The organism is Rhizobacter sp. P2_H2 (assembly GCF_056403375.1).
In genome coordinates this window covers 1-23833 of record NZ_JBFUFP010000021.1, presented here as the reverse complement: position 1 = coordinate 23833, position 23833 = coordinate 1, and the positions used below count along the sequence as shown (strand labels likewise).

Sequence of the window (23833 nt, the reverse complement as noted above, 5' to 3'; positions counted from 1 at the left end):
GCGGTGATCCCGCCGCCCCCGCCGCCTCCGCCCCCACGGCCCACCCCGCGCGTACAGGCCGCCGCGCCGGCGGTGCCGCCGCYTGCCCCTGCTCCGGCACCGAAGGTCGAACTGCGCACGATGCCTGCGCCGGCGCCGGCCGCCCCGCGCATCGAACGCCCCCAGCCCGCTGCACCGGTACCCGAGCCCCGCGTGTCGGAGGCCGCCGCGGCCGCCTCCGCCGTGCGCGACGCGGCACCGGTGGCGGCACGGCCCGCCGCGCCGCCGCCTGCGGTGGAGCCCGAACCGACGGCGCCGCAGCCGCTTCCGCTGCCCTTGCCGTTGCCCCCCGTCGCGCCGCCGGTGGCGATGCCGGTCCCGGTGGAGCCGCCACCACCCCCCGCGCCGCTGCCGGTCCCGCGCCCCGAGCCGGTTGTCGAGGTGCCGCCGCCCGTCCCGGTGCCGGCCCCGCCGCCGGTGCCTGTTCCGGCGCCAGTTCCTGCACCCGTGCCGGCACCGTCACCGGTACCAGCCCCCGCACCGCTGCCCGAGCCCATGCTCGCACCCCAGCCTGTGGCGCCCCCCACCACGCGGCGCGCCAGCCCCGGTACCGCCGTCGAGCCCGCCACCGCCCCGTCACCGGTCGGCCCCACCACCGGCCCTGTCGTCGGCCCCGGCGGCGAGACCGGCCACGACAACGCCGCCACGCCGCCCGGTGCCCCCGGCGAACCGAAGCTGAACCTCAACCTGCCGAGCCTGCGCAGCCGCGGCAGCAGCGCCGGCGGCATGTCGCCCGGCGTGCTGCCGCTGTTGCCGCCGCCGCCCGAGCGCAAGGCCAAGATCACCGAGGAGCTCGACAAGGCCGGTCGCACCGATTGCCGCACCGCCTACAGCGGCATGGGCCTGCTGGCGGCCGTGCCGCTGGCGGTCGATGCGGTCAAGGGCAGCGGGTGCAAGTGGTAGGTCGCCTCAACGCGCCGGCGCCGCCGCATGCGCCTTGCGCAGGCTCTCCATCCACGCCGTCCAGTCGACCGGCCCGGCGGCGTGGCGCTTCTGCAGGTTCTCCAGCACGCGGCCCCACGCCCGGTCGAAGTAGGCGTAGGTCTTGTCCCATTCGCCGCCGTCGCCCCAGCCGACGTGGTGCAGCGTCACGCGCGTGCTGTTGTCATCGACCGGCGCGAAGCGCACGACGACGAAGGTGCGCTGCCGGCGCGCCTCGGGCAGCGAGGGCGGTGCGTTCCAGTCGAAACTGATCATCTGCATCGGCTGCAGCGCCATGAAGTGCATGTCGTCGGCGCCCTTCATGCCGGGCTCGGCCAGCGGATCCATGTGGATGTGGAAGGCCCCGCCGACGCGCGCATCGACCTCGGCCTCGGGCGCGAAGAAGCCCTCGATGCCCGCCTTCGTGGTCCAGCTCTGCCAGACGGCGGCCAGCGGCGCAGCCACCACCGCTTCCTTGTCGATCGAACGCTCGAGCGCGGCGGCGCCGTCGGCCAGCGCCGCGAGCAGCAGCGCGCACGAGACCCCGAGGGCGATGAATCGCATGGCGTTCCCCATCGAATTGGCGGCGCCAGACACTACCATCGCGGGCATGTCCGCTCAAGCGCCTTCCCCAGCGCCCACCTCCCCCGGCCCGCTCGCCGGCCTCAAGGTGCTCGAACTCGGCCAGCTGATCGCCGGCCCGTTCGCCGCCAAGACCCTGGCCGACTTCGGCGCCGACGTGATCAAGGTCGAGCCGCCCGGCAGCGGCGACCCGCTGCGCCAGTGGCGCCTGATGCACGCGGGCACCAGCGTCTGGTGGGAGGTGCAGTCGCGCAACAAGCGCAGCCTGGCGCTCGACCTGAAGCAGCCCGAGGCGCGTGACATCGTGCGCCGGCTCGCCGCCGAGTGCGACGTGCTGGTCGAGAACTTCAAGCCCGGCGTGATGGAGGCCTGGGAGCTCGACTACGAATCCCTGTCGGCCGCCAACCCGGGCCTCGTGATGCTGCGCATCAGCGGCTACGGCCAGACCGGGCCCTACAAGGACCGGCCGGGCTTCGGCGTCGTCGCCGAGGCGATGGGCGGCCTGCGCCACCTGACGGCCGAGCCGGGCCGCGTGCCGGTGCGCGTGGGCGTCAGCATCGGCGACACGCTCGCGTCGCTGCACGGCGTGATCGGCATCCTGATGGCGCTGCAGCACCGGCACGCGACGGTGTCGGCCGAGGCACCGAAGGGGCGCGGGCAGGTCATCGACGTGGCCCTCTACGAAGCCGTCTTCAACTGCATGGAAAGCCTGCTGCCCGAGTACAGCGCCTTCGGCACCGTGCGAGAGCCCGCTGGCTCGGCGTTGCCCGGCATCGCGCCGAGCAACGCCTACGCCTGCCGCGACGGCTGGGTGCTGGTGGCCGGCAACGGCGACAGCATCTTCAAGCGCCTGATGGCGGCGATCGGGCGCGACGACCTCGGCGCCGACCCGGCGCTGGCCGGCAACGCCGGGCGCGTCGCGCGGGTCGCCGAGATCGACGCGGCGATCGGCGATTGGGCCGCGTCGCGCGGCGTCGCCGAGGTGCTGGACGCGCTGAACGCCGCCCACGTGCCGGCCGGGCGCCTCTACACCGCGCGCGACATCGCCGACGATCCGCACTACCGCGCGCGCGGCATGCTGCAGCGCATCACCAGCGCGCAGGGCCTGTCGCTCGAGACCCCGGGCATCGTGCCGAAGCTGAGCGCGACGCCCGGCTCGATCCGCCGCCGCGCGCCGACCCTCGGCGAGGACAGCGAGGCCGTGCTGCGCGAGATCGGCGTGACGCCCGGGCAACTGGCGGCGCTGCGCGAACGCGGCGTGCTTTGAGACGATGTAGACCGGAGCGACCCGCATGCAAGAGCGCCCCCACCGCAGCCCCGTCGTGCTGGTCCTGGCCTACCTGGCGGCGGGCACGGCCTGGGTGCTGCTGTCCGAGCATGCGGCGCTCGCGCTGACCAGCGACCCGCGCCAGCTGACGCTGGTGCACACGATCCAGGGCCTGCTGTTCGTCGCGATGACGGGCTGCCTGCTGATCCTGCTGCTGCGCTCGCTGACCACGCGCGCCAGCACCGAAGACACCGTGCTGCACGAGATCGCCGTCAGCTACGAGCAGATGTTCCACGCCAATCCGCAGCCGATGTGGATCTACGACGCGCTGTCGCTGCGCTTCCTGGATGTGAACGGCGCGGCGATCGCGCAGTACGGCTGGTCGCGCGAGGAATTCCTGCAGATGACGCTGGCCGACCTGCGCCCGCCGGAAGACATCCCGGCGATGGAGGCGCAGGTGCGTGCGGTGCGCGGGCCCGACGCGCCCGGCGTCACCTCGTCCGGCCCGTGGCGCCACCGCCGCAAGGATGGCAGCGAACTGCTCGCACGCACCAGCGCGCACGGCCTGCAGTTCGGCGACCGCAGCGCGCGGCTGTGCGTGGTGACCGACGTGACCGCGCAACAGGCGCTCGCCGCCGAACGCGAGCAGATGATCACCGAGCTGCGGCATTCGCGCGAATGGCTGGACGCCGCGATCAACGGCGGCCGCATCGGCCTGTGGGCGCGCGACCTGCGCAGCGACATGCTGACGCTCGGCGGGCGCTGGGCCGACCTGATCGGCACGACCCCCGACGATTTCAACTCGCGCTTCGGCGAAGTCGCCACCGACAGCTTCGCGAAGCTGTGCCATCCGGACGACCTGCCGGGCGCGAGCGAGCGCTTCCGCGCCTTCCTGCGCGACCAGCGCGAACCCTATGCCGACGAGTACCGGCTGCGCCACGCCGACGGCCGCTGGGTGTGGGTGCTCAGCCGCGGGCACGTCGCCGAGCGCGATGCCGACGGCCGCATCCTGCGCATGGTCGGCAGCTTCGCCGACATCACCGATGTGAAGGCGGCCCAGGCGGCCCGCGAGCAGCAGCACGCGGCCGAGCAGGCCAACGCGATGAAATCGCAGTTCCTCGCCCGCGTGAGCCACGAGCTGCGCACGCCGCTCAACGCGGTGCTGGGTTTCTCGCAGCTGCTGCGGCTGGACACCGCCGCGCCGCTGCAGGCGCAGCAGCTGGAGCGGGTCGAGCACATCGAGCGGGCCGGCCAGCACCTGCTGCGCCTGATCACCGACCTGATGGACCTGAGCAAGGTCGAGGTCGGTGCGATGGACATGCACAGCGTGCCGCTCGACCTGCAGGCGCTGGCCGACGAGGCGCTCGCGATGGTGGCCGGCGACGCCGCGCAGCGCCGCATGCACATCGAGCGCGCATTCGAGGCCGGCCTGCCGCCTGCGCTGGCCGACCCGCTGCGCCTGAAGCAGTCGCTGCTGAACCTGCTGTCGAACGCGATCAAGTACGGTGCCCCCGAGGGAGTCGTGCGGGTCACGCTGCACCGCGCCGAGGCAGGCGCACTGCAATTGGCCGTCTGGAACAGCGGGCCCGGGCTCAGCGACGCTCAACTCGCGCGGCTGTACGAGCCGTTCAACCGCCTCGGGCGCGACGCCGGTGCCGAAACCGGCAGCGGCATCGGCCTGGCGATCACCCGCCAGCTTGTCGAGAGCATGGGCGGCCGCATCGAGGCCCGCAGCCAGCAAGGCGCCTGGGCCGAGTTCACGCTCACACTGCGCAGCGCACCGCCACCCGCGACGGGTTGAGCGCTCGGCCACGAATATGTCGTGGCCCACCACTTGCTTTGCCTTTTTTCACACAGGTGTCACGAATGCATACCCGTTCGTGACGCGTTGAGCAGTTGCGGTTTCCCCGGGATCACAAGCGGGCCCGCACTGAGCACGATGGAGGCAGAGGCATGGGGGAGGCGGATGGTCCGACCCTGCGCACATGGCGGCAGCGGAGGGATCCTTTCGCTGCCTTTCTTTTGGCGCCAGAGATCCTGGCACTTGATCGAGGGATGCGAATGTTTCGCTTGAAGTACATCAGCGCCACCGTCATGGCGCTGTGCGCCGCCGGTGCCACGCCGGCCTGGGCCCAATCCGACACCCCGGCCCCGGACACCACGGGCGCAGCCCAGAAGTCGCTGCAGCGGGTCGAGGTCACCGGCTCGCGCATCAAGCGCATCGATGCCGAGACCGCCTCGCCGGTGCAGGTGATCACGCGCGAGCAGATCGACCGCTCCGGCGCGCAATCGGTCACCGAGCTGCTGAACCGCCTGCCGGCCAGCAATGCCGGCAACTTCAATGCGAATGCGGTGGCAAGYTACACGCCCGGTGCCGGCGGCGTCTCGCTGCGCGGGCTGGGTGCGCAGGCCACGCTGGTGCTGATCAACGGCCGCCGCATGGCGCCGTACGGCTTCGCCTCGGGCGGCCAGCAGTCGTTCTTCGACATCAACTCGATCCCGCTCGACGTGGTCGAGCGCATGGAGGTGCTGCTGGACGGCGCGTCGGCCATCTACGGCTCCGACGCGATCGCCGGCGTCATCAACGTGATCCTGCGCAAGAACTACAACGGCCTGTCGCTGTCGGGCTCGGGCTCGCAGTCGGGCTACCACGATGGTGCGGCGGGCAAGTTCAGCACCACCTGGGGCAAGGGCGATCTCGAGAACGACAAGTACAACTTCTTCCTGAACTACTCGCACGAGCAGCAGAACTCGGTGAAGGCCTCGCAGCGGCCGATGACCTCGACCGCGGACTTCCGCCGTTTCGGGCTGACCGACCTGCGCTCGAGCTACGGCTACCCGGGCAACCTCTACAACCCCACCACCGGAGCGTTCATCGGGCCGATGCCGGGCTGCACGCCGCTGAACGAGCCGGGCGCCGCCGCCAATGGCCGCTGCTACTACCAGGGTACCGACCACCAGGACCTGGTGCCGGAAACCAAGCAGGATGCGCTGTTCGGCGCCGCCACGCTGGACCTCGGCAGCGGCTTCGAGCTGTTCGGCGACGCGCTGTTCGTGCGCAACAAGTACAAGGGCGAGTCGCCTTCGTACAACACCGCCACCTACCAGTCGACCGGCACGCTGCCCAACATCTTCATCACGCTGCCGGCCAACCATCCGCAGAACACCACCGGCGCCGACGTGGGGCTGCGCTACCGCTTCATGGACGTGCTGCACACCACCGAGGTGACGGCGGACACCACCCGCCTGGTGCTCGGCGGGCGCGGCACCCTGGGCGGCTGGGATGCCGAGAGCGCGCTGATGTACTCCGGCACGCGTGCGCGCGTCTGGACGCGCGGCCTGCTCAATGACTCGGTGCTGATCGGCGGCGACGTGCTCGATGCCAACGGCGTCGCCAACCCGAACTTCATCTTCGGCAACCCGGGCGCCAACGATCCGGCGCTGATGGCCGCCCTCTACCCGACGCTGCGCGACGAAGGCAAGACCAGCACCACGTCGATCGACCTGCGCGGCTCGCGCGAGCTGATGAAGCTGCCGGCCGGCGGCCTCGGCCTCGCGCTCGGCGTCGAACTGCGCCGCGAATCGTTCAAGAGCACGCCGGACGCGCTGACCGCATCGAATGCGATCAGCGTGCTGGGCGCCGCCTCGTCCGACGGCTCGCGCAACGTCAGCGCGGTCTACGCCGAGCTGTCGGTTCCGATCACCAAGACGATCGAGGCGTCGCTCGCGACCCGCACCGACCACTACAGCGACTTCGGCAGCGCCACCGTGCCGAAGGCCGGCCTGAAGTGGAAGGTGCTGCCGAACCTGGCACTGCGCGCCACCTACGCCGAGGGCTTCCGGGCCCCGTCGCTGACCGAGACGACGCAGTCGCCGGTCAAGGGCTTCTACTCCGGCATCCGCGACCCGAAGCTGTGCCCGGATCCGAGCGACACCACCAATGCGAACTGCGACCTGTCGCTCGAAGCGGTCTCGGGCTCCAACCCGAACCTGAAGCCCGAGAAGTCGAAGAGCTTCACGGCCGGCCTGGTGTTCGAGCCGACCGAGAACGTCTCGCTGTCGTTCGATGCCTACAAGATCAAGCGTCGTGACGAGATCTCGTCGATCGACCCGGACTACCTGCTGGCCCACGAGGCGGACTACCCGGGCTACGTGGTGCGCAAAGCGGACGGCACGATCGACAGCCTGAACCTGCAGTACACCAACCTCGGCTCGACCCGGATCTGGGGCTACGACATCGAGTTGCGGGCGCGCCAGGACCTCGGCTCGGCCGGCCGCGTCGGCCTGACCATCGTCTACAACAAGATGCCGCGCTACATGGTCGCGAACGTCAAGGACGCACCCGAAGTCGACTACGCCGGCACCTACAACCAGCCGAAGGAGCGCTTCAAGGCTGGCATCGACTGGGACATCGGCGACTGGTCGACGACGCTGAGCGGCAACTACACCGGCAGCTTCCTGCGCGCCTTCACGCCGGCCGACCTGAGCTGCTCGTACGCCAGCGGCGCGCACCCGGAGCTGTGCCGCGTGAAGGCCTGGTCCACCGCCGACCTGTACGTGGCCTACAAGGGCGTCAAGAACCTGACGCTGAGCGTGAACATCGACAACATCGAGAACCGCGAGCCGCCGATCGACGAACGGCTGGTCACCCGCTACATCGCCTACAACCCGGGCTACCACAGCCAGATGGGCCGCAAGGTCACGCTGGCGGGCAAGTACACGTTCTGGTGATGCACGGCGGCATGGGCCGCCACTGCATTGACGAACGACAAGGGGGACCCGCGAGGGTCCCCTTTTTTCATGCGTCTCTCTTGAGGTCGCGGAACGCCGCGAACAGCCACGAGCGCATGCCGACCACCAGCGTGTAGGCGCGCCGCTGGTCGGCCGGCAGCTTCTGGTCGGCCAGGTGCTGCTGCGCGAAATCCTGCCCGACGCGCTGCAGCCGCTCGACGAAGCTCGCCGCCAGGCTGGTGCCGATCTGGCCGTGCACCAGCATCAGCATCTCGCCGTCGCCGTCGAAGCCGCTGTTGAAGTAGTCGTCGGCCACGTGCTCGCGGAAGAACGCCATCACCGGGCCGTTCGGCCGCCAGCGGAAGGTCTTCGCCACCTGCAGCCGGTAGCGGTTCATCGGCCGCAGCTCGATGATGCCCAGCCGGTCCAGCTGCACCAGGTAGCGCACGCAGTCGGCCTCGCTGAAGGTGTAGGTGCCGATCATCTGCTCGTACGTCCACTGGCTCATGCAGCAGATCGCCAGCAGCAGCAGGCGCCGGTCGGCCACCACCGCCTTCTCCTGCTCGAGCGTCAGCTCGCGGCGCAGCGGCTGCGCATCGGCGATCTGGCGCGCCAGCTCGGCGAAATCCATCTTCAGCACGCGCAGCACGTCGTCGATGCGCGACAGCGGCATGTCGCCCTTCGCGAAGACGCGCTTGATGCTGGATTCCGACATGTCCAGTTCCTCCGCCAAGCGGGCGTAGGTGATGTCGGCGCGCTTCAGTTCGGCCTTCAGCGCATGGACCAGGTCCTGGGTGGTGCTCATCTCGACCCTCAAAAAGTATCACCAGACGATACCAGCGAGCCATGCCGCTGCAACCCCTCCAGGGAGGGATTGAACTGAATGCCGAGGACGGCGAGCATCCGCTCCGTCCTCAACAACCATCGAGAGTTCCATGCAACCCACCCTGATCCGCAAAGACACCAAGGCCTGGAAGGCCCAGGTCTGGATCTCGTTCGGTGCGGCCGCCACGCTGTGCGCGACCGGCCTCGCGTACCTGCCCGGTGAGGACATCCACCGCGCGTTCATGGTGATGGGCTACGTGTTCTGCCTGTCGACCGCGTTCGCGCTGGCCAAGTACATCCGCGACAACGAGATCCGCCGGACCGACACGCCGATGTGGGGCCTGGTGGTGTGGGGCGGCTTCGGCCTCGCGATGACGCTGACCGGCTGGGGCCTGTGGCGCATGGACGTCAACCCGACCTACAAGGCCTTCCTCGGCGTGTGCTGGCTGTTCCTGATCTCCAGCGTGTTCACGCTGGCCAAGACGCTGCGCGATGCCCACGAGGCCGCATTGGCCGAGGCCCGCCGCGACGGCATGCGCGCCGGCCGCGAACTGAACGAGCGCGAGTGACCCTTCTTCAACCGGAGACGACCATGAAGGCTTTCAGACAACCGGCCCTGCAGGCCCTGATCGCGGCGGCCCTGCTGGCCGCAGGCGCCCCCGCGGCGCAGGCCCATCCGCCGAACGCCTCGGACGCCAGCGCGCTGTCGCTGCTGCCGATCGCGATCTCGGTGAGCGCGCCGGTGATGATCCTGTCGGCCGGCGCGGTGCTGAGCGTCGTCGCGGTCGAGGCGTCGGCCGATGGCGCGGTCTGGGTGCTGCAACGCGCGTCCGACGGTGCCCGCGCTTCGCTGACGCTGTCGGGCCAGCTGGCCGGCGCGATGTCGGTGGCGGCCGGCACGACGATCGCGGTGGCCGCGATCAGCACCGGCTGGGTGCTGTCGGCCGCGGGCCAGGCCATCGCCTTCATCCCGAACGAGATCGGCAAGGCGCTGCTCTACAACGAGCGGGTCACGCTGTGAACCCGGGCGCATGGCTGGCGATCGCTCTGCTTGCCGCGGCGCCGCCGGCCCACGCCGGCCGCTCCTGCGAGCGCAAGCTGCCCGACGCGCGCAACGTCGAGCGGGCGATGACGCTGGCCGAGCACACCGCGCAACGCCTGGACGCGAGCGGCGCGCAGGTGGTGCTGGTGGCGCGTGTCGGCCAGGACCTGCGCGAGTACGGACAGCGCTATTCGCACTTCGGCATCGCCTACCGCGACGCGCCGGCCGCCCCCTGGCGCGTCGCGCACAAGCTGAACCAGTGCGGCACCGCGAAGTCGGCGGTCTATCGCCAGGGCCTCGGCGAGTTCTTCCTCGATGACCTGTTCGAGTACGAAGCCGGCCTGGTCGTGCCGAGCCCCGAGGTGCAGGCCCGGCTGCTGCCCGCGCTGCGCGACAACCGGCGCCTGGCGCAGCTGCACACGCCGGCCTACAGCATGGTGGCCTACCCCTGGGCGCAGGCCTACCAGCAGTCGAACCAGTGGGCGATCGAGACGCTCGCGATGGCGCAGGACCCGTCGATCGCCAGCCGTCCGCAGGCCCAGGCCTGGCTGCGCGAGCACGGCTACGTGCCGGACACGCTGCACCTGTCGGCCTTCCAGCGGCTGGGGGCACGCATGACGGCGGCCAACGTCGCGTTCGACGACCACCCGAGCGCGAAGCGATTCACCGATCGCATCGAAACCGTCACGGTCGACTCGGTCTTTCGCTGGATGAACCGCAGCGGACTGGGCACTTCCATCGCCGTTGTGCGGTAGATTGCCCGGCGGCGCCCCGCGACGACCAGACGACAACACATCAGGAGACACCGTGGATCCCCACGCGCACCCCAATCAGTTCGCACTGCTCGGCCAGCGGCGCTTCGCCCCCTTCTTCTGGACGCAGTTCCTCGGCGCCGGCAACGACAACCTGTTCAAGTTCGCCTTCACGGTGCTGGTCACCTACAAGGTGCAGGTGTCGTGGCTGTCGCCGCAGCTCGCGGGCCTGGTGATCGGCGCGCTGTTCATCCTGCCGTTCCTGCTGTTCTCGGCCACCAGCGGGCAGCTGACCGACAAGTACGACAAGACGCGCGTGATCCAGCTCGTCAAGTCGCTCGAGATCGCGATCATGCTGCTGGCCGCCTGGGGCTTCTGGGTCACCAACGTGCCGGTGCTGCTGGCCTGCGTGTTCCTGATGGGGTTGCACTCCACGCTGTTCGGCCCGGTGAAGTTCGCCTACCTGCCGCAGCACCTGGGCGAGCGCGAGCTGACCGGCGGCARCGGCATGGTCGAGATGGGCACCTTCGTCGCGATCCTGCTCGGCCAGGTGGCCGGCGGGCTGCTGGTGGGCATCCCCGAGGTCGGGCGCCACTACGTCGCGATCGGCTGCATCGCGGTCGCGCTGCTCGGCCGGCTGACGGCGCAGTACGTGCCGCCGTCGCCGTCCACCGACCCGGCGCTGAAGATCAACTGGAACCCGGTCACCGAGACCTGGCGCAACCTGAAGCTCGCGCACGAGAACGTCGCCGTGTTCCGCTCGCTGCTGGGCATCTCGTGGATGTGGTTCTTCGGCGCGGTGTTCCTGTCGCTGTTCCCGGCCTTCGCGAAGGAGGTGCTGCACGGCGACGAGCAGGTCGCCTCGCTGCTGCTGGTGGTGTTCTCGATCGGCATCGGCACCGGCTCGCTGCTGTGCGAGGTGCTGTCGCGCCGGCACGTCGAGATCGGCCTGGTGCCGTTGGGCGCGATCGGCATGAGCATCTTCGCGATCGACCTGTTCTTCGCGTCGCGCGGGCTGCCGCCGTCGGCGCAGCTGTCGCTCGCGGGCTTCGTCGCGGTCGGCGCGCACTGGCGGGTGATGGCCGACCTCGCGCTGCTGAGCCTGTTCGCGGGCCTCTACAGCGTGCCGATGTACGCGATGATCCAGCTGCGCTCGCAGCCCAGCCACCGTGCCCGCATCATCGCGGCCAACAACATCCTGAACGCGCTGTTCATGATCGTCAGCGCGGTGCTGGTCGGCGTGCTGCTGAAGGCGGGGCTCACCATTCCGCAGGTGTTCCTGGTGGTCGGCGTGCTGAACGCGATCGTCGCGTTCTACATCTTCCTGGTGGTGCCGGAGTACCTGCTGCGCTTCATCGCGCTGATCGCGACGCGCTGCATCTACCGATTCAAGGTGCGCGGCGACGAGCACATCCCGACCAAGGGCGCGGCGATCCTGGTGTGCAACCACGTCAGCTTCGTCGACGCGGTGCTGCTGATGGCGGCCAGCCCGCGGCCGATCGCCTTCATCATGGACCACCGCATCTTCAAGCTGCCGGTGCTGGGCTGGATGTTCAAGCTCGCGAAGGCGATCCCGATCGCGCCGCAGCGCGACGACGCCAAGGTCTACGAGCAGGCCTTCGAGCGTGCCCGTGCGGTGCTGGCCGACGGCGAGCTGGTGTGCATCTTCCCGGAAGGCGCCATCACCAAGGACGGCCAGCTCGGCGAGTTCAAGGGCGGCGTGATGAAGCTGCTGGAGACGAACCCGGTGCCGGTGATCCCGCTCGCGCTGCAGAACCTGTGGGGCTCGTTCTTCTCGCGGGTGGAGCAGGGCGGCGCGATGGTCAAGCCGTTCCGGCGCGGCATGTTCACGCGGGTCGGCATGGTGGCGGGCGTGCCGCTGGCGCCCGGCGAGGTGACGCCGGACGGGCTGCGCACGCGGGTCGGGGAATTGTTGGCAAGTTAGCGCGGCGTGGGCACGCCGATTGCCCTTCAGGGCTTGCATCCATCCAGCTCGACCCATACCTACAAGCCGCCATGAACCTTCCGAACCTGCCCTTCCTCAGCCGCCGCAACGACGGGGACTTCCAATCGGTGTGGCCCTCGCTGCAGCGCGCGCGGCACTGCATGGTGACGACGCGCCTGGCCAGCGGCGCGCCGCACGCGGCCCAGGTGCGCATCTCGATGACCTCCGGCGACGGCCCGCCGCACGTCTGGCTGATGGTGCCGCGCGACAGCCGCGTCGCGCTCGACGTCGAGATCGATCCGGACGTGACGCTGTCGTTCGTCGACCCGCGCACCCGGCAACTCGTGCATCTGACAGGCGAAGTCGCGCTGGTCGAGGCGCATCACGACCCGGTGTACCTGCACCCGAGCGTGCGCCAGGAGCCGCAGCTGGCCGTCGTCGAGGGCGAGCAGGATTTCGTGATGCTGCGGGTCGACATCCCGAGCGACCAGCAGCCCCGCACGCAGGTGACCGACACGCGCACGGTCGACTTCAGCGCGTCGCGGCCGCATTGGCCGCGGTCCGTTCCGTCGGCCTGATCCGCCGGACTGGATTGCGGCTCAGCGCCCTGCGACGATCGCCCGCGAGAAGGTCTTGCGCACCGTCGTCAGGTGGCGGCGCATCGCCTGCCGCGCGGCAGCCGGGTCGTGTGCCGCGATGGCCTCCAGCACACGCCGGTGGTCGTCGACCGCCGCGGTGTGCAGCCCCGGCGTCGTGAACAGCGTCTCCATCCGGTCCTGCATCGGCGTGTAGCGCTGGTCCCACAGCGTCGTCACGATGAACAGCAGCGCCGCGTTGCCGCTGGCGCGCGCGATGCCGATGTGGAAAGCCCGGTCGCCATCGTGCAGCAACGGGTTACGGGCATGGTCCTGCACCATCTGGTCCAGGCTGCGCTGCAGGCCTTGCAGGTCCTGCTCGGTCGCGTGGCGCGCCGCGAGGGCCGCGGTCTCGGTCTCGACGACCAGCCGCGCCTCCAGCAGCTCCAGCGGGCCGACCGGCGGCTCGTCCGCCGAGGCTGACGCCGCCCGTGGCGACGACGCATCCAGCACCTGCACGCCGGCCCCGACCCGCACCGACACCCGTCCCTGCACCTCCAGCGCGATCAGCGCCTCGCGCACCGAGGCCCGGCTGACGCCCAGTTGATCCGCCAGCTCGCGCTCTGGCGGCAGGTAGCTGCCGATGCCGAAGCGCCCGCTGTCCATCGACTCGCGCAGCACGCCGGCGATGTGCTGGTACAGGCGCTTGGTCTCGATCGGCGGCAGTCGCTGGTGGCTCATCGGTCGATTTTCCCATCAGGGTCAACCCGGTTGCCGCGGATCGCGGGCGATCGCAACAATGGTCTATTGGTCTGACCTTTATACCTTTTCGGGGCAACCCCAGGAAGCCGGAATGACCCCTGCCACCGATCCACGCCTGCTGCTGCTGAACCCCGCCGACAACTGCCTGGTGGCCTGCCGCGCGCTGGCCGCCGGCGAGACGCTGTTGATCGACGGCGAGCCGGTGATGCTGCCGCGGCCGGTGGCGATGGCGCACAAGCTGGCGCGGCAGGCGCTGGCGGTGGGCGACAAGGTGCTGCGCTACGGCGCGGTGATCGGCAGTGTGCAGCGGCCGATCGCGCGCGGTGAGCACATCCACACCGACAACCTCGCGAGCGACTACCTGCCCACCTACACGCTGCAAGACGGCTCGAAATATGCGAAATGACTCCCCCCCGGAAGCGCTTCGCGCCTCCCCCCCTGGGGGGCGCCCCCAGTGGCCCGGCGAAGCCGGTTCCACGGGGTCCGCTGGATCATCGGACCTCCGCGGCTATGCGCGCGCCGACGGCCGCAAGGGCATCCGCAACATCGTCGCGGTCGCCTACCTGGTCGAGTGCGCGCACTTCGTCGCGCACGAGGTGACGCAGTCGTTCCGCGGCGCGCCGGTGCACCTGGTCGGCTTCCCCGGCTGCTACCCGAACGCCTATGCCGACAAGATGATGCGCCGGCTGCTGACGCACCCGAACGTCGGCGCGGTGCTGCTGGTCTCGCTCGGCTGCGAGAGCTTCGACAAGCGCGGGCTCGAGGCCGAGGTCGCCGCGAGCGGCCGGCCGGTGCACACGCTGACGATCCAGGAGCATGGCGGCACGCGCAAGACGCTGGCCGAGGGCGTCGAGTGGGTGCGCTGGGCGCTGGCCGAGCTCGACACGCAGCCGCGCGTGCCGATGCGCTGGGACGAACTCGTCGTCGCGACCGTCTGCGGCGGCAGCGACGGCACCAGCGGCATCACCGCGAACCCGGCGGTCGGCCGTGCGTTCGACACGCTGATCGCACGCGGTGCCGCCTGCATCTTCGAGGAGACCGGCGAGCTGGTCGGCTGCGAGTTCCACATGCAGCGGCGCGCCGCGACCCCGGAGCTCGGCGACGAGATCGTGCGCTGCGTCGCGAAGGCGGCGCGCTACTACGAGACGCTCGGCCACGGCAGCTTCGCGCCCGGCAATGCCGACGGCGGGCTGACGACGCAGGAGGAGAAATCGCTCGGCGCCTACGCGAAGAGCGGCGATTCGCCGATCAGCGGCCTGATCAAGCCCGGCGACATCCCGCCCACCGGCGGCCTGTACCTGCTCGACGTGGTGCCCGACGGCGAGGTGCGCTTCGGCTTCCCGAACATCTCCGACAACGCCGAGATCGTCGAGCTGATCGCCTGCGGCGCGCACCTGACGCTGTTCACGACCGGCCGCGGCTCGGTGGTCGGTTCGGCGATCTCGCCGGTGATCAAGGTGTGCGCGAACCCGGACACCTACGACCAGCTCGCCGACGACATGGACGTGAACGCCGGCCGCATCCTGCGCGGCGACGCGACGCTCGACGAGGTGGGCGCCGAGATCGTCGCGCTGGTGCAGGACGTCGGCCACGGCCGCGAGACCGCCAGCGAATCGCTGGGCCACCGCGAGTTCATCCTCACCTACAAGGCCTTCGAGCCGATCGGGCCGAGCTGCCTGCCGGTCTCCCTGCCGATCCGCACGATGCCTTCCATGCAAAAGGCCACGCCATGACCACACTCCCGACCCGCATGCTGCCGCGCACCCGCCATGCGCTGACCGCGCTCGGCATGGGCGGTGCGCCGCTCGGCAACATGTACGACGTGATCTCTGAGGATGCGTCGCGCGCCACCTTCGACGCCGCGTGGGCGGCCGGCATCCGCTTCTTCGACACCGCGCCGTTCTACGGCTACACGCTGTCGGAGCGGCGTTTCGGCGAGGCGCTGCGCGCGCATCCACGCGACCAGTGGGTGCTGAGCACCAAGGTCGGCCGCTTGCTGAAACCGCTCTCCCCGCTGGCCGTGCCGCGCGCCCTGCCCGCCGGCGAGACCGCGTGGCAGAACCCGCTGCCGTTCGAGGTGCACTACGACTACACCGCCGCCGCGATCCGTCGCTCGGTCGAGGACAGCCTGCAGCGCCTCGGCACGAACCGCATCGACATCGCGCTGGTGCACGACATCGGCCGCGTGACGCACGGCGATCGCCACGAGTTCCACTGGCGGCAGCTCACCAGCGGCGGCGGCCTGCGCGAGATGGAGGCGCTGCGCCGCGAGGGCCTGGTGGGCGCGATCGGGCTGGGCGTCAACGAATGGGAGATCGTGCGCGACACGATGGAGCACGTCGACCTCGACTGCACGCTGCTCGCCGGCCGCTACACGCTGCTGGAGCAGCAGGCGCTGGACCCGTTCCTCGCGCGCTGCGTCGAGCGCGGCGTCGGCATCATCGTCGGCGGGCCGTTCAACTCCGGCATCCTCGCGGCCGGCCTGCGCCGCCCGAGCAGCACGCTGAAGTTCAACTACGCGACCGCGCCGGCCGAGGTGGTCGCGCGGGTCGCGCGACTGCAGGCGGTGTGCGACGGCTTCGAGGTGCCGCTGGCGGCAGCGGCGTTGCAGTTTCCGCTCGGCCATCCGGCCGTGGTGTCGTGCGTGCCGGGGCCGCGCAACGCGGACGAGCTGCAAGGCATCGTGCGCTGGATGACGCAGCCGATTCCCGCGGCGCTGTGGAGCACGCTGCGCGAGCAGGGGCTGATCGATGCCGATGCGCCGGTGCCGGGGGAGAAACGATGACGGCCACCTGGCGCATCGACGCGCATCAGCATTTCTGGTCGCTCGCGCGCGGCGACTACGGGTGGCTCACACCGGACCTGGCCCCGCTGTACCGCGATTTCGGTCCGACCGACCTGCAGCCCTTGCTGGCTGCAAACAACGTGCGCGGCACGGTGCTCGTGCAGGCCGCGCCCACGCTTGCCGAGACGCAGTGGCTGCTGCGACTGGCCGCCCAGCACGACCTGGTGCGCGGCGTGGTCGGCTGGGTCGACCTGGCGGCGCCCGGTGCCGTCGACACGCTCGCCTCGCTGGCCGCGAACCCGCTGCTGAAGAGCGTGCGGCCGATGCTGCAGGACCTGCCGGACCCGGCCTGGATCGCCACCGCGCCGATCGCGCCGGCGGTGCGTGCGCTGGTGCAGCACGGCCTGCGCTTCGACGCGCTGGTGAAGCCGCCGCACCTGCCGCACCTGCTGGCCTTCGCCGAGCGCCATCCTGCCCTGCCGATCGTGATCGACCACGCGGCCAAGCCCGACATCGCGCACGGCGGCTTCGCGGCCTGGCGGCGCGACCTCGCCGCGCTGGCGCGCCTGCCGGCCGTGCATTGCAAGCTGAGCGGCCTCGCGACCGAAGCCGGTCCCGGCTGGAGCGTCGCGACGCTGCGTCCGTATGCCGAGACCGTGCTGGAGCTGTTCGGCCCGCAGCGCGTGATCTGGGGGAGCGACTGGCCGGTGCTGCAGCTGGCCGGCGACTACGCCGGCTGGGTGCTGGCCTGCGAGCAGCTGCTGGCGCCGCTCGACGCCGCCGATCGCCACGCGGTGTGGGCCGGCAATGCCGAGCGCTTCTACCGCCTGGACGGAGTGACCCCGCTGTGAACCACAACAAGGATGGAGACACCATGAACCGCAGATCGATTCCCCTCCGGGCCACGCTGGCCTGCGCTGCCGCCGTGATCGGCATGCTCGGCACGCAAGGGCAGGCGCAGGCCCAGACCAAGGCCTACGCCGGCGTCACGCTGAACGTGATGACCTTCACCGGCCCGCAGATCGCCGAGCCGCTGCAGCGCCGCGGCAAGGAGTTCGAGGCCGCCACCGGTGCCAAGGTCAACGTGATCACGGTGCCGTACTCGGACCTGTACCAGAAGCTGCTGACCGACTGGTCGACCGGCACCAACTCGATCGATGCCGCGATCCTCGCGCCGCAGTGGATGCCGGACTACGTCAGCTTCCTCGAGGACCTGAGCCCGCGCGTGAAGGCCGATGCCAAGCTGCGCGAGGACGACGTGGCCCCGTTCTTCCGCGAGTTCTCGCAGAAGTACGGCGGCAAGACCTACACCGTGACGCTGGACGGCGACTTCCACATCGCCTACTACCGCAGCGACGTGCTGGCCAAGCTCGGCAAGAAGCCGCCGCAGACCTGGGACGAGTACCTGGACATCGCGAAGGCCGCGCACGGCAAGGACTTCGGCGACGGCAAGCCGGTCGTCGGCTCGTGCATCGCGAAGAAGCGCAACGCGCAGTCGTTCTGGATGATCACCTCGGTGGCCGGCGCCTTCCTGCAGGCCAAGGGCACCAGCGAGGGCGCGTTCTTCGACCCGGCGACGATGAAGCCGCTGGTCAACAACGATGCCTTCGCGCGGGCGCTCGAGATCTACAAGGAGACCGGCAAGTACGGCCCGCCGAACGAGATCAACATGGATGTGGGCGACACCCGAACGCTGTTCGTCAGCGGCGGCTGCGCGCTGACCGTCGACTGGGGCGACATCGGCCCGCTGGCGGTCGACCCGAAGGCCTCGAAGGTGGTCGACAAGGTCGGCGCGCTGATGCTGCCGGGGACCACGAAGGTGCTAGACCGTGCGAGCGGCAAGCTGGTGGCCTGCGACGCGACGCGCTGCCCGCATGCGGTGAACGGCGTGAACCGCGCGCCGTTCGCGGCCTTCGGTGGCTGGTCGGGGGCCATCAACGCGAAGGCCAAGCCGCAGGCCAAGGACGCGGCCTATGCGCTCTTCTCGTACATGTCGCAGCCGGAGCAGTCGAATGCCGACGTGACGGTCGGTGCGACCGGCTTCAACCCGTACCGGCAGAGCCAGTTCAAGGACATGGGACCGTGGAAGAAGGCCGGCATGTCGGACAAGGCGGCCAAGGACTACCTGACCGCGATCCAGGATTCGCTGAACTCGCCGAACATGGTGCTGGACCTGCGCATCCCGTTCAACCAGCGCTACCAGCAGGTGGCGCTGGACACCGCGATGGCGCGCTTCCTGGCCGGCGAGCTGGACGTGAAGGGCACGATGAAGAACATCGAGGACACGTGGAATGAGCTGAACGACGAGCTGGGCAAGGCGAAGCAGCAGGCCGCATACAAAGCGAGCATCGGCGCCAAGTGACGAAGGCGCAGTTCAGCGATTGGCTGGACCGGCAGGCGGGGACGGTCTTCATCGCGCCGGCCGTCACCGTCGTCCTGCTGTTCTCGATCTTCCCGCTGCTGGCGTCGGCCTGGCTCTCGCTGACGCGCTTCTCGCTGCGGGCCGGCGGCTACGAGCTGAGCTTCGTCGGCGCGCTGAACTACCGCAAGCTGATCGCCGGCTCGCAGCAGTTCCACCTGCTGGGCACGGCGGGCGAGCTGTCGGCGGCGACCTGGGTCGCGCTCGCCGCCGCGTTCGCGCTGCTCGCGTGGGCGCTGCTGCGCAGCCTGCGGCAGCGGCAGGCGTATGGGCTGGCTGTGCCGCGCGCGCCGCATGCGGCGGCAGCCGTGATGACGCTGGCCTGCACGCTGGCAGCCACGCTGCTGTCACCGCTCGGCCCGTTCGCGCCAGCGGCGCAGGCCGCGCGCGACGCGGCCGACCTGCCGTGGTTCGCGTGGCTGCTGTTCGCGCTGGCGGGCTTCGTCGTCGCGGCCGTCGCCGCCCGTGTGCTCGGCGCACGGGCCAGCCTCAGTGGACTGGTCGGCCGCCAGCTTGCCGGCAGCGTCTGGGGGCTGATGGCGCTGGTCGCCGCCGGCACCGCGGGCGGCCAGCAGGGCTCGCTGCTGACGACGCTGTTCTACGTGATCGGTGGTGTCGCGCTGCAGTTCGCACTCGGCCTGGGCCTGGCGCTGCTGTGCGCGCAGCCGATCCGCGGGCGCAACCTGTTCCGGCTGTCGTTCTTCCTGCCGCTGATGGTCACGCCGGTCGGCATCGCCTACATGTTCCGCATGCTGGCCGACATGGGCGTCGGCCCGTTCGCGCCCGTCGCCCGCGCGCTCGGCCTGGGTGCCATGACCTGGGCGCAGAACGCCTGGTCGGCGCGCTGGGTGGTGCTGGTGGGCGACACCTGGCAGTGGGTGCCGTTCATCTTCATCGTGCTGCTGGCCGCGATCGAAGGGCAACCGCGCGACCAGCTCGAAGCCGCGCAACTCGACGGCGCGCCGTCGTGGCGCATCTTCCGCGACATCACCTGGCCGGCCATCGCGCCGACCGCGGCGGCGGTCGTGCTGATCCGCGTGATCGAGGCCTTCAAGATCGTCGACCTGCCGAACGTGCTGACCAACGGCGGGCCCGGCATCGCGACCGAGAGCATGACGTTGCATGCCTTCATCGACTGGCGCTCGCTGAACCTGGGCGGCTCGGCGGCGGTGGCCTACCTGCTGCTGTTCGTCTCGACGCTGATGGCGGTGAGCTTCTTCCACTTCGTCGTGCGGCCGGCGCGCGCGGGGCAAGGCGCATGAAGGGCCTCGTTGCCGCGTGGTGCATGCCGCAGCGCCCCGGCGAACTCGCGCCGCTGCCGCGCGTGCTGGTGTACGGCGCGCTGCTCGCGTGGACCTTCGTCGTGTTCTTCCCGCTGTACTGGGTGCTGGTCACCTCGTTCAAGGAGCCGCTGCAGGTGTCCGACGGGCCGGTGTTCCTGCCCTTCGTCGATTTCCAGCCGTCGCTGCATGCGTGGAAATACGTCCTCGTCGAGACCGGTCGCGACACGTTGCGGCCGTACCTGAACTCGATGCTGATCGCGAGCCTGTCGACGCTGCTGGCGGTCGCGATCGGCTCGATGGCGGCGTATGCGCTGACGCGCATCACGTACCGGCCGAGCGTCGCCGCGGTGCTGCTGTTCATCGCGAGCGTCGCGGCGGTGGTCGCGCTCGTGCTCGGCGCCGGGCTGTCGCTCGGCTGGGCGCTGCCGGTGGCCGTGATGCTGTTCGTGCTCGGGCTGCGGCCCTTGCAGCGGCGCATCACCGCGCGGCTCGGCAACGACGACATCCTGTTCTGGATGATCTCGCAGCGCATCCTGCCGCCGGTGGTGTCGGCGATCCCGATCTACGTGATGTTCCAGCAGGTGCACCTGCTCGACACGCAGTTCGCGCTGATCGTGACCTACATGACCGCGAACCTGCCGATCGTCGTCTGGCTGATGGTCGACTTCTTCGACGGCATCCCGCGCGAGCTGGAAGAAAGCGCGGCGCTCGATGGGGCCTCGCGCTATCGCATCCTGTTCGACCTGATGCTGCCGCTGGCACGGCCGGGGCTGGTCGCGACGACGCTGCTGGTGCTGATCCTGAGCTGGAACGAGTACCTGCTGGCGCTGTTCCTGTCGACCGCGAATGCGCAGACCATGCCGCTGCTGGTGGCGGCGCAGAACGCGACACGCGGGCCGCAGTGGTGGACGATGAGCGTGCTGATCCTGCTGATGATCGTGCCGGTGGTCGTGATGACCCTGTTCCTGCAGAAGTTCATTGCCCGCGGCCTGCTGACGGGCGCGGTGAAAGGCTGATGTTGACGATGCTGCCTCCCACGACGACCGCGCATTCGGTCACCTTCGACCACCTCGGCAAGCGCTTCGGCGCGGTCGAGGTGCTGCGCGACTTCAACCTGCAGGTGCAGCCTGGCGAGTTCCTGGTGCTGCTCGGCGAATCGGGCTCGGGCAAGAGCACCGCGCTGCGCGTGTTCGCCGGGCTCGAGACAGCGAGCGCCGGGCGCATCCTGATCGGCGAGCGCGATGTGACGAACGTGCTGCCGAAGAACCGCGACATCGCGATGGTGTTCCAGAGCTATGCGCTGTACCCGCACAAGACGGTGGCCGAGAACGTGGCCTACCCGCTGGACGTGCGCGGCGTGCCGAAGCCGCAGCAGCACGAGCAGGTGCTGGCGGTGGCGAAGCAGGTGCAGCTGGACGGGCTGCTCGACCGCTACCCGCGGCAGCTCTCGGGCGGGCAGCGCCAGCGCGTGGCGCTGGCGCGCGCGATGGTGCGGCGGCCGTCGGTGTTCCTGATGGACGAGCCGCTGTCGAACCTGGACGCGAAGCTGCGCGGGCACATGCGCGCGGAGCTGAAGCACCTGCAGCAGCAGCTGGGCATCACGACGCTGTACGTGACGCACGACCAGGTGGAGGCGATGACGCTGGCGCACCGCGTGGCGCTGCTCGACAAGGGCGTGCTGCAGCAGCTGGACACGCCGGCGCGCATCTACAACGACCCGGCCAACCTGTTCGTCGCCGGCTTCATCGGGGCGCCGCCGATGAACTTCCTGCGCGGCGCGCTGTCGGGCGGGTGGCTGGAGGGCGAGGGGCTGCGCGTGCCGACGCCGGTGACGGCGAGCCTGGCCGAGGTGGTGCTCGGCATCCGGCCGGAAGACTGCCGGGTCGCCGAGCAGGGCGCGCTGCAGGGAGAGATCTACGCGGTGGAGTTGATCGGCGACCACACGCTCGTCACGCTGCACGTGGGCGCGCACAAGCTGACGGTGAAGGGCGCGAAGGACTTCGACCAGGCGGTCGGGCGGCGGGTCAGCGTGGCGTTCGATCCGGGTGCGGCGTTCGTCTTCGACGGGGCGACGGGCCTGCGGGTGCGCTGACGAGGGGCCGCCCGGTCACAGCTGCCGCGACAGCAGCATCCGCAGGCCGGCGAAGCCGAAGAACACCGCGATCGTGCCGTCGAACACGCGGCGGGTCGAGCGGTAGACGCGCCGCGCGACGGACGTGGAGAACAGCAGCGCGTAGCTGATGAAGATCAGCAGGCCCAGCAGGCCGCAGGCCGCGAACACGACCAGTGAGTCGGTGGGCGACGCGTGGACCGGCAGGCCCATCGAGATGGTCGACAGCCAGACGAAGATGGCCTTCGGGTTCGTGATGTGCATCGCGACGCCCTTCAGGAAGATCTGCCGCAGGCTGCCGCTGCGGCCGGCCGCGCCGGCATCGGCCGCATCGTGGCGCGACAGGGCCGAGCGCCCGGCCTTGAACGCGAGCCACAGCAGGTAGAGCCCGCCGATCACCTTGACCACCGTCAGCGCGCCGGACCAGGCGGCCAGCAGCGACGCCAGGCCGAGCGCGGCGGTGAGCCCGAGTGTCCATGACGACAGCGTGATGCCGGCGGCGAGTGCGAACGCCGGCGCGCGGCCGCCGTTCATCGCGGTGCCCATCAGCGCGACGATGCTCGGGCCGGGGCTCGCGCAGCCGATGAAGTAGGCGGTGCAGGCGACGGCGAGGTTGGGGTTGGCGGTCAGGGTGTCGAGGTGCATGGGTCGCTCTTCAGTCTCATCCAGGGAAACGTGCCTCGAGCCTGGCAATCACCACGTCCAGCGGCAATGCCTCCACCGCTCCTGTCTGCAGATCTGCCTGGGCCTGGAGTGATTCGAAGGTCATGAACATGGTTGCGCGCTCATTGGAGGCGTGCGAGGTGGCGTCTGCTACGGCAGCAGGTGCTGCGCGCGCAGCCCGGGTTCTTCGTAGACGGAATCTTCCGCTGGGTAGCGCAGGTTCTTCGCGCCGGCCTGTTTGGCCAGGGACCACACGATGCTCTCGCCGGCGGGCAGTGTCGACGGTGCCGTCACGTAGAGTGGATCGGCGAAGGCCTGTGCCGGAGACACGAAACTCCAGCCATGTGCCCTGAACTCGCGGGCGATCACGCCGATCGAGGCGGCATTGATCGCGTTGACGTGCAGCAGCATCACATGCGCGGGGCTGCGGTGCAGCGTGCTGCGTGCGAGCTTGTCGTAGTAGCCCGCGCGGTCCAGCAGGTGGCGGATGTAGGCCTTCTGCAGGGGTTCGAGCTGGCTGCGCTTTCCGGCCGCGAGCTGATCGAGCCAGACCTCGTTGAAGTACCAGTCGCTGGTGTCGATGGAAACCGGCGCGGGCCGGTAGCCGTGGTCCTTCATCCAGGCACGCATGCCGTCGCGCTTGGCCGGCGTGTCGCCTTCCTTCAGGTACGGGAAGCGCAGCATCGGCACCCAGGTGGGCAGCGTGTTGAAGGCCTGGTCGGCCTCTTCGACGTCCTGCACGAACTCGGCAAGCGTGAGCTTCGGCGAGGCCAGGTTGCGGTGCCGGGCGGTGTGGTTGCCGACCGCGTGGCCGGCAGCAGACCACGCGGCCACCAGATCGCGGCCGGCTCCCGGGCCCGTGGCTGACAGCGCCGGGAAGATCATCGACGGGATCGATGCGGCGCGCAGCCCCGACAGCAGCGTGCCGTTCCACTCGCGGGCCAGCGGTTCGGTGTCGGGATTCACGCCATCGTCGAAGGTCAGCGCGAGGGTCTGTGCGTGGGCGGTGAGTGAGCAGAGACAGGCGAGCACGAACACGAGCGCGAGCCTGAGGTTGAAGCTCAGCGCTGCCATGCGGCGCCTCCGGCATCGGGGCCGACCACCGTGCCCATCGTGGTGCGCGACCGGAACT

General features: G+C 70.1%; 22 protein-coding genes. 17 read left to right on the top strand and 5 right to left on the bottom strand.

Annotated elements, in window-relative coordinates; all coding sequences use genetic code 11:
* The first annotated feature begins 192 nt into the window (after window positions 1–192).
* Window positions 193–942, top strand: a complete 750-nt coding sequence (locus AC1D15_RS03445) for a dynein light intermediate chain family protein (RefSeq protein ID WP_477824934.1) — start codon at window positions 193–195, stop codon at window positions 940–942.
* Window positions 943–948: 6 nt separating this feature from the next.
* On the opposite strand, the gene AC1D15_RS03440 is transcribed toward AC1D15_RS03445, so the two are convergent.
* The gene (locus AC1D15_RS03440; RefSeq protein ID WP_477824933.1) at window positions 949–1524 is read right to left on the bottom strand and encodes an SRPBCC family protein; all 576 of its coding nucleotides are present in this window, start codon (window positions 1522–1524) and stop codon (window positions 949–951) included.
* 46 nt (window positions 1525–1570) lie between these two features.
* Between AC1D15_RS03440 and AC1D15_RS03435 the strand changes: the two genes are divergently transcribed.
* The 3 genes from AC1D15_RS03435 (at window position 1571) to AC1D15_RS03425 (ending at window position 7540) form a co-directional block, all read left to right on the top strand.
* Window positions 1571–2809, top strand: a complete 1239-nt coding sequence (locus AC1D15_RS03435) for a CaiB/BaiF CoA transferase family protein (RefSeq protein WP_477824932.1) — start codon at window positions 1571–1573, stop codon at window positions 2807–2809.
* A gap of 25 nt (window positions 2810–2834) precedes the next feature.
* A complete protein-coding gene (locus AC1D15_RS03430; RefSeq protein WP_465110205.1) occupies window positions 2835–4610 on the top strand; it encodes a sensor histidine kinase in 1776 nt (591 codons plus the stop codon).
* Between the two features lie 260 nt (window positions 4611–4870).
* Window positions 4871–7540 carry a TonB-dependent receptor plug domain-containing protein gene (locus AC1D15_RS03425; protein WP_477824931.1) on the top strand — a complete coding sequence of 890 codons (2670 nt, stop codon included), beginning with the start codon at window positions 4871–4873 and terminating at the stop codon, window positions 7538–7540.
* Between the two features lie 67 nt (window positions 7541–7607).
* Here AC1D15_RS03425 and AC1D15_RS03420 read toward each other — a convergent pair whose 3' ends face one another.
* The gene (locus AC1D15_RS03420; protein WP_465110207.1) at window positions 7608–8345 is read right to left on the bottom strand and encodes a helix-turn-helix domain-containing protein; all 738 of its coding nucleotides are present in this window, start codon (window positions 8343–8345) and stop codon (window positions 7608–7610) included.
* Between the two features lie 130 nt (window positions 8346–8475).
* Between AC1D15_RS03420 and AC1D15_RS03415 the strand changes: the two genes are divergently transcribed.
* From AC1D15_RS03415 to AC1D15_RS03395, 5 genes are all read left to right on the top strand, one after another.
* Window positions 8476–8934 (top strand): YiaA/YiaB family inner membrane protein, encoded by a 459-nt coding sequence (locus AC1D15_RS03415; protein ID WP_047508546.1) that lies wholly within the window; start codon window positions 8476–8478, stop codon window positions 8932–8934.
* A gap of 23 nt (window positions 8935–8957) precedes the next feature.
* Window positions 8958–9386: a hypothetical protein gene (locus AC1D15_RS03410; RefSeq protein WP_052212658.1), complete on the top strand. Its 429-nt coding sequence runs from the start codon at window positions 8958–8960 to the stop codon at window positions 9384–9386.
* Window positions 9383–10162, top strand: coding sequence for a DUF2145 domain-containing protein (locus AC1D15_RS03405; protein WP_477824930.1), 780 nt, complete (start codon window positions 9383–9385; stop codon window positions 10160–10162). Before AC1D15_RS03410 ends, AC1D15_RS03405 begins: the two co-directional genes overlap by 4 nt.
* Before the next feature lie 52 nt (window positions 10163–10214).
* A complete protein-coding gene (locus AC1D15_RS03400) occupies window positions 10215–12104 on the top strand; it encodes an MFS transporter (protein ID WP_477824929.1) in 1890 nt (629 codons plus the stop codon).
* A 71-nt stretch (window positions 12105–12175) separates the two neighbouring features.
* On the top strand, window positions 12176–12682 hold the full coding sequence (locus AC1D15_RS03395; RefSeq protein ID WP_047508539.1) for a pyridoxamine 5'-phosphate oxidase family protein: 507 nt from the start codon (window positions 12176–12178) through the stop codon (window positions 12680–12682).
* Window positions 12683–12703: 21 nt separating this feature from the next.
* On the opposite strand, the gene AC1D15_RS03390 is transcribed toward AC1D15_RS03395, so the two are convergent.
* The gene (locus AC1D15_RS03390; protein WP_477824928.1) at window positions 12704–13420 is read right to left on the bottom strand and encodes a FadR/GntR family transcriptional regulator; all 717 of its coding nucleotides are present in this window, start codon (window positions 13418–13420) and stop codon (window positions 12704–12706) included.
* A 112-nt stretch (window positions 13421–13532) separates the two neighbouring features.
* Between AC1D15_RS03390 and AC1D15_RS03385 the strand changes: the two genes are divergently transcribed.
* The 8 genes from AC1D15_RS03385 to AC1D15_RS03350 are packed head-to-tail and all read left to right on the top strand — an operon-like array spanning window position 13533 to window position 22020.
* Window positions 13533–13847: a UxaA family hydrolase gene (locus AC1D15_RS03385; protein WP_465110213.1), complete on the top strand. Its 315-nt coding sequence runs from the start codon at window positions 13533–13535 to the stop codon at window positions 13845–13847.
* Window positions 13837–15174 carry a UxaA family hydrolase gene (locus AC1D15_RS03380; protein WP_477824927.1) on the top strand — a complete coding sequence of 446 codons (1338 nt, stop codon included), beginning with the start codon at window positions 13837–13839 and terminating at the stop codon, window positions 15172–15174. The genes AC1D15_RS03385 and AC1D15_RS03380 overlap by 11 nt, the downstream gene beginning before the upstream one ends.
* A complete protein-coding gene (locus AC1D15_RS03375; RefSeq protein WP_477824926.1) occupies window positions 15171–16226 on the top strand; it encodes an aldo/keto reductase in 1056 nt (351 codons plus the stop codon). The genes AC1D15_RS03380 and AC1D15_RS03375 overlap by 4 nt, the downstream gene beginning before the upstream one ends.
* Window positions 16223–17077: an amidohydrolase family protein gene (locus AC1D15_RS03370; RefSeq protein ID WP_047508534.1), complete on the top strand. Its 855-nt coding sequence runs from the start codon at window positions 16223–16225 to the stop codon at window positions 17075–17077. The genes AC1D15_RS03375 and AC1D15_RS03370 overlap by 4 nt, the downstream gene beginning before the upstream one ends.
* A 23-nt stretch (window positions 17078–17100) precedes the next feature.
* Window positions 17101–18588: an ABC transporter substrate-binding protein gene (locus tag AC1D15_RS03365; RefSeq protein WP_477824925.1), complete on the top strand. Its 1488-nt coding sequence runs from the start codon at window positions 17101–17103 to the stop codon at window positions 18586–18588.
* Window positions 18585–19907: a carbohydrate ABC transporter permease gene (locus AC1D15_RS03360; protein ID WP_477824924.1), complete on the top strand. Its 1323-nt coding sequence runs from the start codon at window positions 18585–18587 to the stop codon at window positions 19905–19907. The genes AC1D15_RS03365 and AC1D15_RS03360 overlap by 4 nt, the downstream gene beginning before the upstream one ends.
* Window positions 19904–20944: a carbohydrate ABC transporter permease gene (locus AC1D15_RS03355; RefSeq protein ID WP_477824923.1), complete on the top strand. Its 1041-nt coding sequence runs from the start codon at window positions 19904–19906 to the stop codon at window positions 20942–20944. Before AC1D15_RS03360 ends, AC1D15_RS03355 begins: the two co-directional genes overlap by 4 nt.
* A gap of 8 nt (window positions 20945–20952) precedes the next feature.
* Window positions 20953–22020 carry an ABC transporter ATP-binding protein gene (locus tag AC1D15_RS03350; protein WP_477824922.1) on the top strand — a complete coding sequence of 356 codons (1068 nt, stop codon included), beginning with the start codon at window positions 20953–20955 and terminating at the stop codon, window positions 22018–22020.
* A 15-nt stretch (window positions 22021–22035) separates the two neighbouring features.
* Here the strand turns inward: AC1D15_RS03350 and AC1D15_RS03345 are convergent, their stop codons facing one another.
* Together AC1D15_RS03345 and AC1D15_RS03340 are read right to left on the bottom strand one after the other, a co-directional pair.
* Window positions 22036–22683, bottom strand: a complete 648-nt coding sequence (locus AC1D15_RS03345) for a LysE family translocator (RefSeq protein ID WP_477824921.1) — start codon at window positions 22681–22683, stop codon at window positions 22036–22038.
* A 168-nt stretch (window positions 22684–22851) separates the two neighbouring features.
* A complete protein-coding gene (locus AC1D15_RS03340) occupies window positions 22852–23775 on the bottom strand; it encodes a polysaccharide deacetylase family protein (RefSeq protein WP_477824920.1) in 924 nt (307 codons plus the stop codon).
* Window positions 23776–23833 lie beyond the last annotated feature (58 nt).